The 16685-nt window shown below is 35.1% G+C and carries 18 protein-coding genes and 1 pseudogene; 10 read left to right on the top strand and 9 right to left on the bottom strand.

What is annotated here, in order from left to right:
• The first annotated feature begins 115 nt into the window (after nt 1-115).
• The 3 genes from OM966_RS06600 (at nt 116) to mutS (ending at nt 4013) form a co-directional block, all read left to right on the top strand.
• The gene (locus OM966_RS06600) at nt 116-937 is read left to right on the top strand and encodes an ankyrin repeat domain-containing protein (RefSeq protein ID WP_264329297.1); all 822 of its coding nucleotides are present in this window, start codon (nt 116-118) and stop codon (nt 935-937) included.
• Nucleotides 938-1134: 197 nt separating this feature from the next.
• On the top strand, nt 1135-1269 hold the full coding sequence (locus OM966_RS06595) for a hypothetical protein (RefSeq protein ID WP_264329296.1): 135 nt from the start codon (nt 1135-1137) through the stop codon (nt 1267-1269).
• 230 nt (nt 1270-1499) lie between these two features.
• Nucleotides 1500-4013 (top strand): DNA mismatch repair protein MutS, encoded by a 2514-nt coding sequence (mutS, locus tag OM966_RS06590; protein WP_264329295.1) that lies wholly within the window; start codon nt 1500-1502, stop codon nt 4011-4013.
• Between the two features lie 151 nt (nt 4014-4164).
• On the opposite strand, the gene OM966_RS06585 is transcribed toward mutS, so the two are convergent.
• Nucleotides 4165-4986 (bottom strand): uracil-DNA glycosylase, encoded by an 822-nt coding sequence (locus OM966_RS06585; RefSeq protein ID WP_264329294.1) that lies wholly within the window; start codon nt 4984-4986, stop codon nt 4165-4167.
• Nucleotides 4976-5515, bottom strand: a complete 540-nt coding sequence (gene def, locus OM966_RS06580) for a peptide deformylase (protein ID WP_264329293.1) — start codon at nt 5513-5515, stop codon at nt 4976-4978. The genes OM966_RS06585 and def overlap by 11 nt, the downstream gene beginning before the upstream one ends.
• A 139-nt stretch (nt 5516-5654) precedes the next feature.
• Between def and ftsA the strand changes: the two genes are divergently transcribed.
• The 3 genes from ftsA (at nt 5655) to map (ending at nt 8269) form a co-directional block, all read left to right on the top strand.
• Nucleotides 5655-6893 (top strand): cell division protein FtsA, encoded by a 1239-nt coding sequence (gene ftsA / locus OM966_RS06575; protein ID WP_264329292.1) that lies wholly within the window; start codon nt 5655-5657, stop codon nt 6891-6893.
• A 41-nt stretch (nt 6894-6934) separates the two neighbouring features.
• Nucleotides 6935-7336, top strand: coding sequence for a nucleoside triphosphate pyrophosphohydrolase (locus OM966_RS06570; protein WP_264329291.1), 402 nt, complete (start codon nt 6935-6937; stop codon nt 7334-7336).
• A gap of 150 nt (nt 7337-7486) precedes the next feature.
• Nucleotides 7487-8269: a type I methionyl aminopeptidase gene (map, locus tag OM966_RS06565; RefSeq protein ID WP_264329401.1), complete on the top strand. Its 783-nt coding sequence runs from the start codon at nt 7487-7489 to the stop codon at nt 8267-8269.
• Nucleotides 8270-8319: 50 nt separating this feature from the next.
• Here the strand turns inward: map and OM966_RS06560 are convergent.
• Nucleotides 8320-9326 (bottom strand): annotated as a pseudogene (locus tag OM966_RS06560) (MFS transporter).
• A gap of 227 nt (nt 9327-9553) precedes the next feature.
• Here OM966_RS06560 and rsmH point away from each other — a divergent pair.
• Nucleotides 9554-10507, top strand: a complete 954-nt coding sequence (gene rsmH, locus OM966_RS06555) for a 16S rRNA (cytosine(1402)-N(4))-methyltransferase RsmH (RefSeq protein ID WP_264329290.1) — start codon at nt 9554-9556, stop codon at nt 10505-10507.
• Nucleotides 10504-10809, top strand: coding sequence for a cell division protein FtsL (gene ftsL, locus OM966_RS06550; RefSeq protein ID WP_096617865.1), 306 nt, complete (start codon nt 10504-10506; stop codon nt 10807-10809). Before rsmH ends, ftsL begins: the two co-directional genes overlap by 4 nt.
• 51 nt (nt 10810-10860) lie before the next feature.
• On the opposite strand, the gene OM966_RS06545 is transcribed toward ftsL, so the two are convergent.
• A complete protein-coding gene (locus OM966_RS06545; protein ID WP_264329289.1) occupies nt 10861-11160 on the bottom strand; it encodes an ETC complex I subunit in 300 nt (99 codons plus the stop codon).
• A 145-nt stretch (nt 11161-11305) separates the two neighbouring features.
• On the opposite strand from OM966_RS06545, the gene OM966_RS06540 reads away from it, so the two are divergent.
• Together OM966_RS06540 and pth are read left to right on the top strand one after the other, a co-directional pair.
• Nucleotides 11306-11914 carry a 50S ribosomal protein L25/general stress protein Ctc gene (locus OM966_RS06540; protein ID WP_264329288.1) on the top strand — a complete coding sequence of 203 codons (609 nt, stop codon included), beginning with the start codon at nt 11306-11308 and terminating at the stop codon, nt 11912-11914.
• A 2-nt stretch (nt 11915-11916) separates the two neighbouring features.
• Nucleotides 11917-12465: an aminoacyl-tRNA hydrolase gene (pth, locus tag OM966_RS06535; protein ID WP_253309378.1), complete on the top strand. Its 549-nt coding sequence runs from the start codon at nt 11917-11919 to the stop codon at nt 12463-12465.
• A gap of 1020 nt (nt 12466-13485) precedes the next feature.
• Here the strand turns inward: pth and OM966_RS06530 are convergent.
• The 5 genes from OM966_RS06530 to OM966_RS06510 form a co-directional block, all read right to left on the bottom strand.
• Nucleotides 13486-14262, bottom strand: coding sequence for a hypothetical protein (locus OM966_RS06530; RefSeq protein WP_264329287.1), 777 nt, complete (start codon nt 14260-14262; stop codon nt 13486-13488).
• A 65-nt stretch (nt 14263-14327) separates the two neighbouring features.
• Complete coding sequence (locus OM966_RS06525; protein ID WP_264329286.1) at nt 14328-14717, bottom strand: phage tail protein; 390 nt, start codon at nt 14715-14717, stop codon at nt 14328-14330.
• A complete protein-coding gene (gp17, locus tag OM966_RS06520) occupies nt 14692-15114 on the bottom strand; it encodes a tail completion protein gp17 (protein WP_319605112.1) in 423 nt (140 codons plus the stop codon). Before gp17 ends, OM966_RS06525 begins: the two co-directional genes overlap by 26 nt.
• A gap of 164 nt (nt 15115-15278) precedes the next feature.
• On the bottom strand, nt 15279-16226 hold the full coding sequence (locus OM966_RS06515) for an IS110 family transposase (protein ID WP_264328356.1): 948 nt from the start codon (nt 16224-16226) through the stop codon (nt 15279-15281).
• Between the two features lie 118 nt (nt 16227-16344).
• Entirely contained in the window at nt 16345-16518 is a 174-nt protein-coding gene (locus OM966_RS06510) for a hypothetical protein (RefSeq protein WP_264329284.1), read from the bottom strand.
• Between the last annotated feature and the right edge of the window lie 167 nt (nt 16519-16685).

Below are 16685 nucleotides of genomic sequence, written 5' to 3'. Positions count from 1 at the left end.
AGTAAGGAGCTCCTTTTGGAGGATTATATTAACTTATTAATTAATTGCTTGACTTTTAGCAGGATTTATTATATTATTTATTAATGAGTAATGCAATCAAACCAAGGAGGATAGCATGACTGGTAACGATAACAGAAAAACTTTACAATCGATAATTGCTAGCGAAAATCACAGTATAAATAGAGTTGGAAAGTTAAAAGATTTCCTTAAACAAAACAAAGAAATAACTATTAATAAAGACACATTTGCATGTGCTTTACGATGCCCAAAAACTACAAAGGAAGCGATAGTACACGAAATTCTGCTTCATTTTATACAAAATCCTGGCGAGCAATCACTAGAACAAGTGATACAATGTTTAGATAGAGCAATAAAACCTAGGATATATGCAAAAAACAACCCAATAAGAAATCTAGATGAGGAACTTCGTACTCATATAAACTTTAAAGATGAAAAGGGAAATACATTACTACATCATGCAGTTATAGGTAATAAAACTGAAGAAATAATCACCCTTCTTGTTACATATAGTGCAAATCCTTTGATACAAAACGCGGATAATAAAATTCCTTTAGATTTAGCTCAAGGAGAAACAAAAGAAGTGCTTATTAAAAGTATGAAAGAACAAGCTAATACGAAAAAAGAAAGCGCTATGATAGGCAGTTTGGTACCTGGCATAATGATTAGTGGTTTTCTTGGTGTTGTACTTGGAGCTGGTGTGTGTGTTGCAGTAAGTCTTTCTGGTGGTATGATACTAGGTGTAATGATAGCATCTGTTCTTGTTGCTAGTATAGCTGTTGGGCTGGCCATGTATTTTTTGAGTCAAGACTATGAACAGGCTAAAGCGATAGAAAAAACTATTAGCACTGTTAGCTCTGAAATATCTGTTGATGGTGCAACTGCCGCAAATGATAAAAATGATAAAGAAAGGCTATAACTTACATATAGCTGAACCAAGCAACACGTCATACCGCGATTCATTCTACAACTGTACGAACATTGTCTAGCAGGAGGGTGTCATCCCAGCGCCCCTATGATGTCATCCCAGTGCTTGACACTGGGATCCAGAAAAGTTTGCTTGTTCACAAGCAAACTAGCATGGAAAGTAGCTGATCTTACACTAAATGAATGTTTTTGATGAGGTTGCATAGAAGCTGGATTCCAGTGTCAAGCACTGGAATGACACCATTTGCTGTGCAATTTACCTTCAAAAATGAATGTTCATACAGCTATGGATTCATTCGCGGTATAGATTCCGCTAACGAGTAGCGGAACGACGAATTTTTGTTTTTCAAATTGTCGTAAGTCACTTTAGCTATAATACATACAAGGAGGGTGTCATCCAAGTGTCCTGACTACTTGGATCCAAGAAATTTAATTGTTTTAAATTTTGCTCAACGCCCCTCTATACACCTATCTAAAATTTATGTTATTCACATGTGCAATATAATCTATAATAACATTGAATTTATTACCAATACAATATATTAAAAAATATTATGAGCTTTGTGAAAGAAAGAAACACTCCTGTGATGGAGCAATATTTGAACCTGAAAGCTCAATACAAGGATCATCTGCTATTTTATAGGCTAGGAGATTTTTATGAGTTGTTTTTCGATGATGCTATTAAAGCTGCGAAATTGCTGAATATAGTGCTAACCAAGAGGGGCAATTCAAATGGGCAAGAAATACCAATGTGTGGAGTGCCAGCACACAGTAGCGAATCTTACCTACACAAGCTAATAGATTTAGGATTCAAAGTAGCAATCTGTGACCAATTAGAAACTGCTGATGAAGCAAAAAAGAGGGGCTATAAATCTATAGTAAAACGTGATGTAGTACGAGTTGTAACTCCAGGTACAATTATAGAAGATTCGCTACTGGAGGATAAAAGCAATAATTATCTCGCATCCATAGTTGAACAAAATGACGAATATGCTATTAGTTGGCTTGAATTATCAACGGGAAAATTTTTTCACACTTTAACGAATTTGAAAGCTCTAGATAGTGATTTATTGCGTATATCACCAAGAGAATTATTAATTTCTGAAAAATTCACTGAGGACGAAAAAATTAGATCGATTTTAAAAAATTATAAAATATCAATTACACAACACGCACAGAGTTTTTTTGAGTATAGTAAATCTCACAGAACGTTATGCGAGTTTTATAAAATCAGGGAACTTGGGAGTATAGGAAATTTCAGCAAAGTAGAAATCATGGCGTGCGGTGCACTGCTTGAATATGTCAGAGTAACACAAAGGGGCTCCATTCCAAGGCTTGAATTCCCAAAAACCTATAAGCAACAAAATTTCATGCTTATTGATGCTTCAGCAAGGAGAAATCTTGAGTTGTTTTCAACTCAATTTGGTGAAAAGAAAGGTTCACTAATTTCAGTTATTGATCACACAGTTACAGCCTCTGGTGGACGCCTGCTCAAACAAATGCTCGCTTCACCACTTGCTTGCTCCAAGGCAATCAATTTGAGGCTCAGCACTGCTCAATTTTTTGTAAATAATCATGAGCCACGCAGAAAAATACGAGAGATATTATTTAACATTCCGGATATTGAGAGGTCTTTATCGCGCTTAATACTAGGACGTGGTTCACCAAAGGATATGAACCTATTAAAAATAGGCCTAGGAAAAACTTTAGAGTTATCTGAGTTCTTATGTAAAATTGAATCAGGTGAAAATGGATCTCTCCCACAACAATATGTCATCCAAGTAGCTGACACTGGAATCCAGATGCAGATTCCAGCGTCACGCGCTGGAATGACAGTAAAATCAGACGAGAGTGAACTAAGCACAATACATAAAAGTCTTGGTAATCATAAAGATCTATTCGAGCTTCTAAACAGCGCTATACTTGATAATAACCTCAGTTCCGTGAAAGAAGGAGGATTTATCAATCCAAAATACAACTCAGAATTATCTGAGTTATCTTATATATTGAATAACAGTAACAAGTTGGTAACTAAGCTCCGTGAGTCTTATCGCGACCTAACTGGCATTGCCGCACTCAAAATATTACACAACAATATACTTGGTTATTACGTTGAAGTGTCAGCAAATCACAAAATAACTTCGGACATATTTATTCATAGGCAAAGCTTAGCAAATAGCATGCGCTACACTACTAATGAATTGAAAGAACTAGAAAATAAAATTCTTACGGCACGTGATGCTGCAATCGGCTTAGAAGTGGAAATTTTTAGTGAACTGTGTAGTGAAGTCGCTAAAGAATCTGAAAAAATTGCTCTTGCTGCAAATGCTTTGGCAAAACTTGATATTAGAGCCACTTTTGCGGAGCTTGCAGTGCAAAATAATTACGTAAAACCCATTATCGATGACAGTAAAGAGTTTAATATCCGCAATGGAAGACATCCAGTGGTTGAAGTTAACGATAAATTCATTGCAAATAGCATCAATTTAGCTGGTATACATCTAATTACTGGTCCTAATATGGCTGGAAAAAGCACTTTCTTGAGGCAAAACGCTCTCATTGCAGTTTTAGCTCACATGGGGTCATTTGTGCCAGCAGAGAGTGCGCATATTGGAGTGATTGACAAAATATTTAGCAGGGTTGGTGCAACAGATAATATAACAGCTGGTTATTCTACCTTCATGGTAGAGATGATCGAAACAGCAACGATAGTAAATCAGGCAACAGATCGTTCCTTGGTGATACTTGATGAAATTGGTAGGGGCACAGGAGTGTATGATGGCTTATCTATTGCTCAGGCGGTGATTGAACATATTCACAATGTAAATAAGTGCCGCGCCATTTTTGCAACTCATTATCATGAATTAACTAAAGTAAGCAAATACTTGAAGAACGTGAAATGTTTTTGTGTAAAAATAAGAGAGTGGAACGGAGAGGTTATCTTTCTACATGAAGTAATTGAAGGCATTGCAGATGAGTCATATGGAATACATGTAGCAAAACTTGCTGGTTTTCCTGATTCTGTTTTAAATAGAGCAAGTGAAGTATTTGAGGAGCTAAAGGCTTAAGAGGAAATTCTGACCTTACCCAGAAAAAGTAGAGAGAACCCTATGATATTATTTTTTGTAACATTGTTATACACGTCATGATAAGGGGGCTGGCGAAACTTGTCAAGTAAGTTTTTTCGTTTCTGCGGGCTACTTCTCGATACCAGTGGTGTTAAGTATTCGTACAGTTATTGGTATTATTAAGATACTCCCTAATCTTCTTTAAATCCTCCCAGGCTAAACGTTTTTGCATTGGCTGACGCAGTAGGTAAGCTGGGTGAAATATAGCAGCTGTAGTGATTGAGTGAGATAAATATTGGTTAGTGTACGTATGAAATCTACCACGCAAATTCGATATAGTTTTTGTGCTGTCAAGAAGGCTATAACACGCAATTCCTCCGACCAAAATTAGAATTTGCGGTGAAACCAGTGCAACATGCTTCTCAACAAATGGTCTGCACATATCAAGCTCTAGGTCGGTTGGCTTTCTATTGCCAGGTGGACGCCAAAATACGGTATTGCTTATGTATACCTTAGTGCGATCAAGATTGATTGCATTTAACATTTTATCGAGCAACATTCCACTTGCACCACAAAATGGTATGCCTTGAAGGTCTTCATTTGCTCCTGGAGCTTCACCAACGAGCATAATTTTTGCGTTTGGATTACCATCGGAAAAAACAGTATTAGTTGCAGTTTTTTTTATCTCACAACCTTCAAATGATTCAACTGCACTTCTTAGTTCATCCACACTACTACATTTACTTGCAAGTTTCCTTGCTTCAATTATCCAATCACTTGGAAACATGTCTTCTCCATCTTTAGTGTCACCCCAGCGCGTATCTGCATCTTTCTTCTGGGTCCCAGTTTGGATAACAGAGGGTTGAACACCCTCTTTGCTCTCCAACTTTTTTTCCTCTTCACCCTCTGTTAGTGTGCAATCAACGCCCACTTCATGGTAAAATTTTAATAATTCTAGGTCTTCATTGCTCATAATGCTTTTTAACCTTTTGTGCTTTTTTCATGGCCATATCATACTTTAATTTAGATAAATGTCTAATATATAATATGCCATTTAAGTGATCTAGCTCATGCTGAATACACCTTGCGAGCCAGCCGCAAGCTTTTAGCGTCTGTTCCTCATTATTTAAATCCTTATATTTCACAGTCAAATATTTTGGACGCTTAATTTCATAACTTTGCTCTGGAATTGAAAGGCACCCTTCTTTGAGAATTACTTGTTCATCGGATAATTCCGTAATTTCAGGGTTAATCATGTAAAATTTGCCAGTCGATTCATACCCTACTGGCTCGTCTTCAGCTCGAGAGAGCTGAATATCCATAACAAAAACTCTCCTCAGCACTCCAACTTGCACTGCAGCAAGGCCAAGACCTTCTGCATCGTACACAGTTTCGAACATGTAGTTTACTAATTCTTTAATTTTATCGTTTATATCTGTTACTTCACTGGCACGTGTGATTAGTCTTTCATCAGGGGCAATTACAATTGGTAAAATGGACATAAAAATTATAATTCTATGTTTTGCTTTTCCTTTTGTCCAGAATTTAGTGTATATTAAAATGTTGCTATATCTATAATAGAAATATAAATTATTAAAGAAAGCTACAATTTAAATGAAATTGCGTAATTAAGGTTAACTAATGTACTCTGCAGTAATAGCAAAACCAAAGAGAAACGTTTTTGCTGTTTTAGACATAGGTACAACAAAGATTATTTGTCTAATCATTAAAATAAATGGCAACTTCAGCTATAAAGTGACAGGAACGGGCTATAAGATTGCAGAAGGTGTAAACGGTGGGTCGATAACTAATGTAAAACACGCAAATTACTCCATCTCATCAACTATAGGTTTAGCTGAGCAAGTGTCAGAGGAAACTATAGACCAGATATATGTGAACATTGCTGGATGTGGCATCTCATCTTTTAATATACATAATGAAATTATTGCAGCTAATCATGAAATTTCTGACCGGGATATAAAACGTGTAGTTTTTCAGACGTTTGAGAAATATATTGAAGAAAATGTTATCATTCACAATATACCACTGAAATATCACTTAGATGACATGACTGACATAAAAGAAGTTGGTGGATTGTACGGAAAAAGACTATCTGCTAATGTTAATGTTGTCACTGCTTCGCGTCCAGCGCTTACCAATATTGAAAACTGTATTACCAATAATGGTGGATTAAATATGGCAGGTTGTATTGCTTCTGCATATTCTGCAGGTCTTGCCTGTCTGAGTGAAGATGAAAAAGAGCTCGGGACTGCTATTGTTGATATAGGCGGTGGGTGCACTGCAATTGGAATTTTCAAAAGAGGGAAACTTGTGTATGCAAGCAGCGTTCCAATTGGTGGCGTTCATATCACTCGAGATATTGCTTACGGGCTATGCACAAGCATAGAACGTGCAGAGTATATAAAAATACTGTATGGTAGCACTATCGTAACTTCAATAGATGAGAACGAATATATTACAGTCCAAAATAGTGAAAATGATGAACCTACTCAAGTATTCAAATCTGAGCTTATTAACACCATAAGACCAAGAGTTGAAGAAATACTTGAAATGGTAAGAGAGCAATTTCAAGAGCAGAAAGATCCAATTAATAAAGTAGTGATCACAGGTGGAACTAGTCAACTCACAAGCATGAAGGAAATTGCAGGCTATATATTCAATAAGCAAGTTCGAATTGGGTGCCCTGAGTCTTGTAGCGGTCTTGATGGCGAATATGATAAAAATCCTGTATTTTCTGCTGCTATAGGTTCTATAAAGCTAATAGTTGACACTTTTTATAAGAATAACTCTGGAATGCTCGGTCAAGATGGTAAAATAAGTAAGTTGTACCATTGGGTTAAATCAAAAGTTACAGTTTAATTTTACTGAATGAAATTCTTATATCTATCAAAGGAAACATTATGAATAAAAAACATTGTTTCAAAATTAATAAACTTGTTCGTGATCATACAACTGAAATTATACGTTCCCATGGAATTATTGTTTATGAGAGGGTGATGGAAAAAGATGAATACATTGAACGTCTCAAAGATAAACTTTTAGAAGAAGCAAAGGAAGTTATTGCCTCTAAAACCTCAGATGAAAACCTTGAAGAGTTAGCTGATTTACTTGAGGTCATACATGCATTAGGCAAAGAAAGTGGACTATCTATAGAACAAATTGAAGAAAAGCGTATCTCTAAAAAACAAGAGAGAGGTGGTTTTGAGAATCGTATCTACAATACTTACATTGAGGTGAATTCTAAGATCATCGATTACTATCACAAAAAACCTTCAGATTATCCTGAGATAGTAGTTATATAGTTCAGATTATTAAATAGACTTCTTGCTTGACCACCTTTCATACAAATGACTTGACACTAGGATCCATAGGGCTTATTTTCATAATACGTAGAGTTATTACATTTATGTACTTGCAAGTAAGCGTACCAATTACAATAAGACATGGAAAATATAAACATAACTATACACTCACAAGAAGATTTTGAATTTATGCGTAAGGCTGGCAGGCTTGCTGCTGAAACTCTTGATTTCATTGCACCGTACGTAAAGGTAGGGGTGACAACTAATGAGTTAAATGATCTATGTCATGATTTTATAATTAATGCAGGTGCAATTCCAGCACCACTAAACTATAGGGGGTATCCAAAATCGATTTGCACTTCAAAAAATGCAGTTGTGTGCCATGGTGTTCCCGATGATAAACCGCTTAAAGATGGAGATATTTTAAATATTGATGTCACGGTGATTTTAAATGGTTGGCATGGTGATACAAGTCGCATGTTTTGGGTTGGTAAGCCATCAATAAAAGCAAAACGTTTGTGTGACGCTACTTATCATGCATTGATGGAAGCAATTAAACAAGTTAAACCCGGCAATAAGTTAAATGAAATAGGGCTTGCTATAGAGAAATATATTAGAGATTTTGGATATTCTATCGTACGCAGCTACTGCGGACATGGTATAGGAAAAGTCTTTCATGCTCCACCAAATGTAGTGCATTTCTATGATCAAGATGAAAATCTCATCTTGAAGGAAGGTATGTTTTTTACAATAGAGCCAATGATTAATGCTGGAAAACATGAGACTCTGCTCAGTAAACTCGATGACTGGACAGTGACAACACGCGATCTTTCACTTTCTGCTCAATTTGAACATACGCTCGGAGTAACTAAAGATGGTGCTGAAATATTCACATTATCACCTAAAAATTGGCACTTCCCACCATATAATTAGATTTTTTTAAACTCTGCTATACTGCAACTATACTTGGATCTTGAAGAAAGCTAATCCTTAATTTGCGATATAGCAACCAGCCCAATTAATGCACAGAAAATCATGTAAAAACTAGCTGAAGTCTCTTGTCCTGTAACTTTGATAATTGTTGTGCATATAAATGGTGCAAGGCCACCAAAAAATCCAGCAGCTATATTTCTTGACAAGCCAAATCCGCTGTACCGAACCTTTGTTGGAAATAATTCACACATAAATGCACTGAAAGGACCAAGCGATGCAGCTATTGGAATTATAAAAAGAATATGTGCCGTAAAAGTGAGTAAGTAATTGCCACTACATAACATTGAGAAAACTGGATAACTCACTATTACAAAAGCTATAAAGGTTTTTTATAGCTATTCAATAACTCTTTTAATGGCAGTTTAGATGGATTTTTCTGTCTTTTATACTCTGGGCTTTCATCAAGTATATATCTCATATATATGCTGATTAATCCCATTGCTAAACTGAAAATGAAAGGTAATCTCCACCCCCAAGATTCAAAATCAGATACTTTTTTGCATATGAGTACTGCTATCAGGCTTAATACTGAACCAAAAATTGCGCTTAATACTTCAATGCTGCCAAAAAATCCTTTTTTGTTTTTAGGAGCGTGTTCTATTAAAAATGGTGCATTTCCTGCTTCTCCTCCAAGGGATATACCCTGCAATAATCTTAAACAAACTACCAGCATTGACGCTAGTATTCCAATGCTTTGATAACCTGGAACAAAAGCAATTAATACAGTTGATAAAGTCATTAATATAATCGAGAGCAATAAGGCAACTCTTCTGCCATGCTTATCACCAATGTGACCAAATATAGCAGCGCCGACTGGTCTCATTAAGAAACCCACTGCAAACACTCCAAAAGCCTTCAATACGCTGGTTAGTTGATCATCCGATGGAAAAAACACACCACCTATTATGTTTATTAAGTGGCCAAAAAGCATGTGGTCATACCACAATAAAGTGTTACAAATCAAACTTGAAAATATTACTTTTGTTATTTGCTGCATAATTTTCTATAGTTTGTTTAGTATTTAGTAATATACATTACTTTTTTTATATAATAGAAAAATTTGAACATTATATTAATAATAGTATCTTATTAAATCTTAATATTTTTATATCATTGACTATATTCAAGTATTTTTATATTATTGCCTATATATTTCCATGAAATATCATGTTTTAGTGGGAAGTTATTTTTATTTGTATGCACAGAGTCTTTTGATGGAGCACTATGACACACACTCCAGTTTTGTTAAAAGAGATGCTATCACTACTATCACCGCAGGATGGTGGTATATACGTGGACGCCACATTTGGAGCTGGAGGGTATAGCAAAGCAATATTGGAGTCAGCTGATTGCAAGGTATATGCAATTGATAGAGATGAAACGGTAACTAAGTTTTATGATGATTTAAGCGTTAGATATCCCGATAGAATAAAACTATTCATTGAGAAGTTTAGTAATATTAAAAGTATACTAAGCAGCGTTGAGCCATCTCCTGTCATCCCAGTACTTGATACTGGAAAAAATAACTGGTCACGCGCTGGAATGACATCAAACGGAGTGGATGGGGTGGTTTTTGACATCGGAGTTTCATCTATGCAGCTTGATAACGGAGATAGAGGGTTCTCATTTTTACATGATGGTCCACTCGATATGAGCATGGATAACTCTTCTTATATAAACGCTTCAACGTTTGTTAACGCTTTACGCGAAGAAGAAATTGCAAATACTATATATAACTACGGAGGAGAGCATCATTCTCGCAAAATCGCAAGAGCAATAGTAAATGCACGGAAGAAGAAAACTATCAAAACTACATTTGAGCTTGCGAACATTGTACGTTCTGTAGTGTTCCGTGGAAAAAGCAAAATTGATCCTGCAACCAGAACATTTCAGGCAATCAGAATATGGGTAAACGATGAGCTGGGAGAACTTGAGAGGGGCATTAAAGCTGCATCTGAAATTTTAAATGAGAATGGCAAATTAATTGTTGTCACCTTTCATTCTTTGGAAGATCGTATAGTCAAAACTTTTTTTAAAGATCTATGTGAGCCAAGATCTACTGATTATAAGACATTCTCTCTTCTAAATAAAAAAGTGATCAAAGCAAGTATAGAAGAAGTAAGTGCAAATCCGTGTTCACGCTCAGCAAAACTAAGAGCTATACAGAAGTTTTCATGAGAACTTTCTGCATCATCTCAATAGTTATGTTTTTTCTTAGCATTGTAGGACTATTTAAGATAAAACTACATGTTCAGTCATTAAATAGAGAGCTAATAAAAATAAAAAGTGAAATTAGTTTAGTACAAAGTGATATAAAAGTTTTACAAGCAGAGTGGAGCTATTTGAATAATCCAAAAAGACTTGCAAGCCTTGTAAAGAAATACCTAAAAAATAACTCTTTAATACTTGCTAGCCAGGTTAAAAATCTTGACTCTTTAAATGGCCGCAGTGTGTTAGCACAACTTAAAACCCAGAGTTAAATTGGTTATACTAAGCTTTATCTTTTACAGATAAGCACACCACAATAAACCTTACTTTAGTATGAAATTGCTTGCGTAAGATTTTGGCAGCCTCTTAACATTTTTTTGCATTTCAATTACGTATTTAACGTTGCGTTTTTTTGCGTAGAATACTGCTTTTTCAAGAGAATCAAACTTTAATACAATCTGTTTTTTTGGATCTTTTGAGCCAACCCACCCCATTAAAGGTTCAATGTAGTAAGAACCAGATTCAATTTTTAGGTGCCAGAGATTTGTATTACCTAAACCAGATTGTGTTGCAGTTTTTGTTGGTTTATAAATCCTAAAAACTACTTTATCATCAATGCCCATAGTTCTTGTTAAATAAGCTTAAATATACATCTAAATAAATCCTTTCACAAACAATTAGTATGAAAGAATGAAGTTTGAAATAAATATTTTTATGTTATATTATTATTAAATTATATTAAAAGGATTAGCTGAATAGGAGTAATCGATGACGCAACAAGAAATAGTAACAATTAATGCAGAGTTACGTGATATAACAAAAACAAAAGCGATGCATTCTCTAAGGAAGAAAGGAAACATCCCTGGAATCATATATGGAAAGGGTCATGATAATGTAAATTTAACATTGTTTGCAAAGGAATTCACGAAGCAATATAAATCAGGCTCTCTTTCTGCACATTTGATAGAGCTGAATATTTCGGGCAAAAAGGAATATGCTATTGTTCGCGATATCCAATTGCATGTAGTAAAGGATACTGTGCAACATGTTGATTTTCAATTTGTTGACAAAGGCAGCGAAATTAAAATAGACATACCTCTATCATTTGTGAATGAAAGTAAAGCTCCAGGGGTCAAGTTAGGTGGAGTGCTTAATGTTTTGTGTCGTTCTATTACTGTTAAATGCTCTCCTGATAAAATACCTCAGGTTATAGAAGTTGATTTATCTGGTAAAATGATTGGCCAATCTATACATATCAACGATGTAAAATTACCAGAAGGTGTTAAGTTTGTAGCTCATGAAGAAGAAAATTTTACTATTGTTACAATTTCTGCTGCCGATAGTGAAGTTGAAGAACCTCAAGCAGAAACAGAGTAATAGTGCATCTGATAGTTGGACTTGGTAACCCTGGTGGTCAATATGAGTTAACTCATCATAATATCGGCTTCATCGTAGTTGATAAGATTTACAAATATTGGAATTTCCAGTCGTTTTCTAAAAAAGCCGATTATCTAATAACCTCTGGCATAATTAATGATAATAAAATCATGTTAATAAAGCCTTATTCATTTATGAATAATTCAGGCATCCCTGTTGCAAAAATACGAAACTTTTACAAATTATCGCTAGATAATATCGTTGTCATACACGATGACGCTGATTTGGAAATTGGAAGAATAAAAATAAAGAAAGGTGGTAGCTCTGCTGGACATAATGGACTTAAATCCATAGATAGTTTTATTGGTAATGATTATTGGCGCTTGAGATTTGGAGTGGGTAGACCTGAAGATGAAAAAAGCTTAGCAGATTATGTATTATCAAAATTTTCAAATTTTGATAACGTTACTCCCTTAGTGGAAAAAATAGCAAAAAATATACACTTAATGCTGCAAGGAGATAATACAGCTTTTATCAATTTGATTGTATAATATTATGAAACACAAAACTAAATTTCACACAATTAAAATAACAGATTTCTTGTACTACCTCCCAAACCACAACTGTCATTCAGTGGAAACAAAAAACTTCCTTGACAAACTCCGCCAGCCCCCTTATTACGACAACAAGGGTATTTATGACTCAAAACTTGTTTTTGACCTGCAGGCTCAATGACAAAATTCAGTAAAAAACTTAGGGTATTTTTTGGCGGATTACATAAAATTATAGCGGCTGCATGTCTTTTAAATTTTTTCTACATTCAGCCAAATCGCGCTTATTTTAAGCGTTAGCACATTATTACAGCGCCAGTTTAAATTATTATAGGGTCAAAACTCGCACCACGGGGGTTCTTTGCCTTTTTTTTCTGCCTGGTAAATTTCTTAAATATTAAAGCTAAGGTTAGTTGCATTTAAAAGCAGCTAAATTGTAGTGTTTAAGACTTAAAAAACGCCAATACTGAAAATAGACAATGACTAGGGCTTCTTTTGCTTTTTTTTTATTTGGTAAATTTCTTAACATTTATAGCTTAGGTTAGTTACAAATTAAGAGCAATATTCACTAGGGAGGATGTCATCCGAGTAGCTGACACTGGGATCCAGGAAAGTTTGCTTGTGAGCAAGCAAACTATAGCTAACCCAAGTAAGGTTTCCCCGAGTGCTAAAATCAATAGCCGAATTGATATCGGGCCAAAAGTTCTGCAGAGCTTTTCTTATGGCATGCTTGATGGCAAACCATAACTTTTCAATTGGATTTAAATCCGGCGAGTATCTTTGTCTTTGCACATATTGCCAAATTTTTCAATTATCTTTTCTCTTGCTTATCTTCTCCATAGTCATTTTTTTCTCGTCTACTACTTTCAAAACACGTTCCCTCAGATCCTCACTTTGGCATCATTCTACCTTATCTAAAGCCATTTTATACCTTCTGGGGTAACCTTTTTTCAGTTAGCTATATAACCCTAATTATGAATTAACAGACAGTAGAATCGAAAGATTATTACAAGGAAAAGTCTACACAGATCGACCTTTTTGTGAGTCTGCGTTTCTGCTTTCTTCAACTTGTTTTGCAAAAGATGTTTCCTGTTTGCTGATATGCTGAAGTGGCTTAGCAATTTCGCGCACAACGGCAGTAACTGCTGTTAAAAATGTTTTTAACAATGCACCTAAAGCTCCACTAACTGCTTCCCTGCCATATATATGAGCTTGCTTTTCATTATCGTCAGCAGTTTCTCCTGCTCTCCTTCTTGGATCCATCCTATGAGCAATCACCGAAAACAACACTCCCCTGATTGAAGACTTCACTCGTTTTTTTGCTTCATCATCATGTGCTGTTTCATGTCCATGACTTAAGTGTTTAGCGTTCATTAGCTCCTTTTGTTGCTGGGCAAACATGCTACTTAATACTTCTTCTATTGCTTGCTTCCTTCTTTTCTCTCTAACCCTTTTCATAGATTCTGATTTATCGCGAGTATGCTTTGTGGTTTCAAATTCTGCATCAATATCTTCAGACGCAGCCTGACTATATAAAGTCTCTATGAGCCTGTCTATGCTTCGCTTTATTTGCATAGTCCTTTCGTAACTATCCGAATTATCAATTCCTTCGTCGATCTGATTTAGAATATCCTCAAAAACTTTTAAATAGTCTTGAATATACTGTATTATGTATTGCTTATCTTCCTCTTTGTATTGTTCTTCTTGATTTTCATTTTCTAAACTTCTCTCTCTTCTGTCATTGTTATTTTCTTCAATATTACCACCGTCTTCCTCGAAAAGGTTTTCGTCGTTCATGATTTTTTTTAATTTAGTTGAAATTCTCACCAGTTACTATTGTATATGAAAAAATTAAATTGACATTAATGAAAAGCGTTTATAACTTCAGCACTCGCTAAAATTACAGTAAAACTGTCAAAAGCAGCGGGGTCATAATATCTCTCATACAGTTCAACTGAACACCGTAATCTGATCTTTTCTTTAGTGTTAAAATTAATTTCATAATCATTATTAGAGTTTAATATAGCAGAATTACGTAATAATTCATCAGCTAATACAGAGTCTAAAATTCCATTAATTTTTATCGTAATGTGTCTGCTTCCAGCACAATCGAGCACTTTTCTCCAGCCAAAAGAAGAAATATCTTTCACCTCTTCTCTGTTATTACGCAAAGTAAACCTTAGGTTTCGTATATTATTTAACACAATAAAATTATTGTCATGATCTTTAATTTTTAGCTGTAATTTGCTCATTATCGCCTCCTTTCATTAAAATATCAAAATTAATTGTTGAATGTAAAATTTCATCGTGCTGACTCATAGCACAATTACTTTCCAAAATAGTTTCATTATCAGAATATTTAATACTCTTAAGTATCAAGTTAATATGCCTTATAATGGCAAACATACTGCCTACATGATGGGTATATATGTCGCATGAAAATCTTGCCTTTGTAGCAAAATTGGACAGCATGTGCAGATTATTATAATTCACTACATGCAATCTCAGGTAAGGAATGGTGACCTGTTTAGGTAAGTAGTCATAAATGTTAGTAACATATTTCCTTAAATCAGAGTTAGCTTTTAGTGCTGCATAAATACTATTGTACAACTTACAACTATGTTTTTTTAAAAATTTTTTATTTGTAATTTTGCAACTTCATATGGGCAATAAAAACCCATTTGTTATAGAAACAGAATTTTGTATCAAACAGCCACCACAGCAATAACTGAAATTGGTTAATGAATATGCGCGTCCACACACATTAAAAGCGCATATTCATTAACCAATTTCAGTTATTGCTATGTAAATTTTTAAATATGCAAATTAACTGCTTCTTTAAGCCTTGCATTAGCAATCACTATTATTTTACGCATTAGAGCTGTTATAGCCACCATCTTCTTCTTACCACTTTCAATAAGCTTAGAATAAAAGGCACTAAGTGCAGATTTGGACCTTGTAGCAGCCATGGCAGCTGTAAAAAGCTTTGAACGAACGTTACTTCTTCCACCTATAATCCTTCGGTAGCCAATAGCTTTACCACTTTCCTTAGGATGAGGCGCAACACCTGCAAGGCTTGCAATTTGCCTTTTATTTAAAGAACCAAGTTCCGGTATGAGACACAATAAACATTGAGAGGTTTTTCTACCTATTCCAGGGACTGTTTCAAGAATTTTTTGGCATCGTTGCAATTCAGGATTTTCATTGACTATTTTTTGTATAGCTTGATCAAGCTTTTCTACCTGGTTGTTGAGGAATTCAATAGCTTGTTGACAACTTTCCTTAATGTAATCATTTCCAGGAGTTTTTAGCCTATTCTTCTCTTGAACAAGCATTTTCGTAATATCGTCACGACGCTGACAAAGTGCAAACAAGGTGGTTTGTTCTTTTGAGATAGGTGTAAATAGCTGCAAATGTCCACAACGCTCAGAACCATATTGGGCAAGCGCTTTTGCATCAAGACTGTCGGTCTTTGCCAAAGTTCCATGAGATAGAATGAAGTTTTTAACTTGACGAGTATTAGCACGATGCACAGCAATGTTTCTATCAATAAGAAAATACAATAAGCCAAGCTCATAACCTCCTGTAGCTTCTAAAATTACCATGGAGTTGGGCAAGATATTTGAAAATTTTTGGTAGAGTTGTTTCCAACCAACACAACTATTGTCAAATTTGATGACACCTTTTTGTTCATTAACTGCAGTAAAAAATTCAAGTTTTCCGATATCAATGCCAATAAAATTTTGATAAGATGTAACCATAAAGAACCTCGAGAGTTTAAGTTAAAATTTAAGATTGTAAACGGGTGCATATATATGTCCCAAACAACTATTCAAACGTCTCGAAGGATAGGCTTGAGTACCTTGATATCTACGTATGTTATAATACTACCGTCTTACGGTTGCTCAAGCCTGGCGATAACCACATTTTTATAGAGTTATCTTTCTTCTTGCTTCTTTTTATATCACATTTCCAACTTACAACCTTCTTGGATGGAAACCAGTGCCAGCTATTTGCATAACACCCTCCTTTTTCCTGGATCCAAGTAGTCAAGCTACTCGGATGACATCTTTTTTCTTGGTACAATTACTCTTATATCTCAATGTTCGTACAGTTATGTGTCAGCTACTTTCATGACATCGTTGTAACGTTGTACCATATTACAATGTTCGTGCAGTTGTGTGTCAACTACTTTTGTGGCACCGTTTGTTATTCAATCT

Origin of the sequence: Wolbachia endosymbiont (group A) of Andrena hattorfiana (assembly GCF_947179565.1) — a bacterium.
Taxonomy (GTDB): Bacteria; Pseudomonadota; Alphaproteobacteria; order Rickettsiales; family Anaplasmataceae; genus Wolbachia.
Note: the sequence above shows the minus strand (reverse complement) of the source record. Positions and strands in the feature narration are given on the sequence as shown.

Coding starts and splice junctions, on each gene's coding strand:
- OM966_RS06530 (WP_264329287.1), bottom strand. CDS start 14,262: ATGAACGACGAAAACCTTTTCGAGGAAGACGGTGGTAATATTGAAGAA.
- OM966_RS06525 (WP_264329286.1), bottom strand. CDS start 14,717: ATGAGCAAATTACAGCTAAAAATTAAAGATCATGACAATAATTTTATT.
- ftsA (WP_264329292.1), top strand. CDS start 5,655: ATGTACTCTGCAGTAATAGCAAAACCAAAGAGAAACGTTTTTGCTGTT.
- OM966_RS06600 (WP_264329297.1), top strand. CDS start 116: ATGACTGGTAACGATAACAGAAAAACTTTACAATCGATAATTGCTAGC.
- ftsL (WP_096617865.1), top strand. CDS start 10,504: ATGAGAACTTTCTGCATCATCTCAATAGTTATGTTTTTTCTTAGCATT.
- def (WP_264329293.1), bottom strand. CDS start 5,515: ATGTCCATTTTACCAATTGTAATTGCCCCTGATGAAAGACTAATCACA.
- OM966_RS06570 (WP_264329291.1), top strand. CDS start 6,935: ATGAATAAAAAACATTGTTTCAAAATTAATAAACTTGTTCGTGATCAT.
- OM966_RS06545 (WP_264329289.1), bottom strand. CDS start 11,160: ATGGGCATTGATGATAAAGTAGTTTTTAGGATTTATAAACCAACAAAA.
- OM966_RS06540 (WP_264329288.1), top strand. CDS start 11,306: ATGACGCAACAAGAAATAGTAACAATTAATGCAGAGTTACGTGATATA.
- OM966_RS06515 (WP_264328356.1), bottom strand. CDS start 16,226: ATGGTTACATCTTATCAAAATTTTATTGGCATTGATATCGGAAAACTT.
- mutS (WP_264329295.1), top strand. CDS start 1,500: ATGAGCTTTGTGAAAGAAAGAAACACTCCTGTGATGGAGCAATATTTG.
- OM966_RS06585 (WP_264329294.1), bottom strand. CDS start 4,986: ATGAGCAATGAAGACCTAGAATTATTAAAATTTTACCATGAAGTGGGC.
- rsmH (WP_264329290.1), top strand. CDS start 9,554: ATGACACACACTCCAGTTTTGTTAAAAGAGATGCTATCACTACTATCA.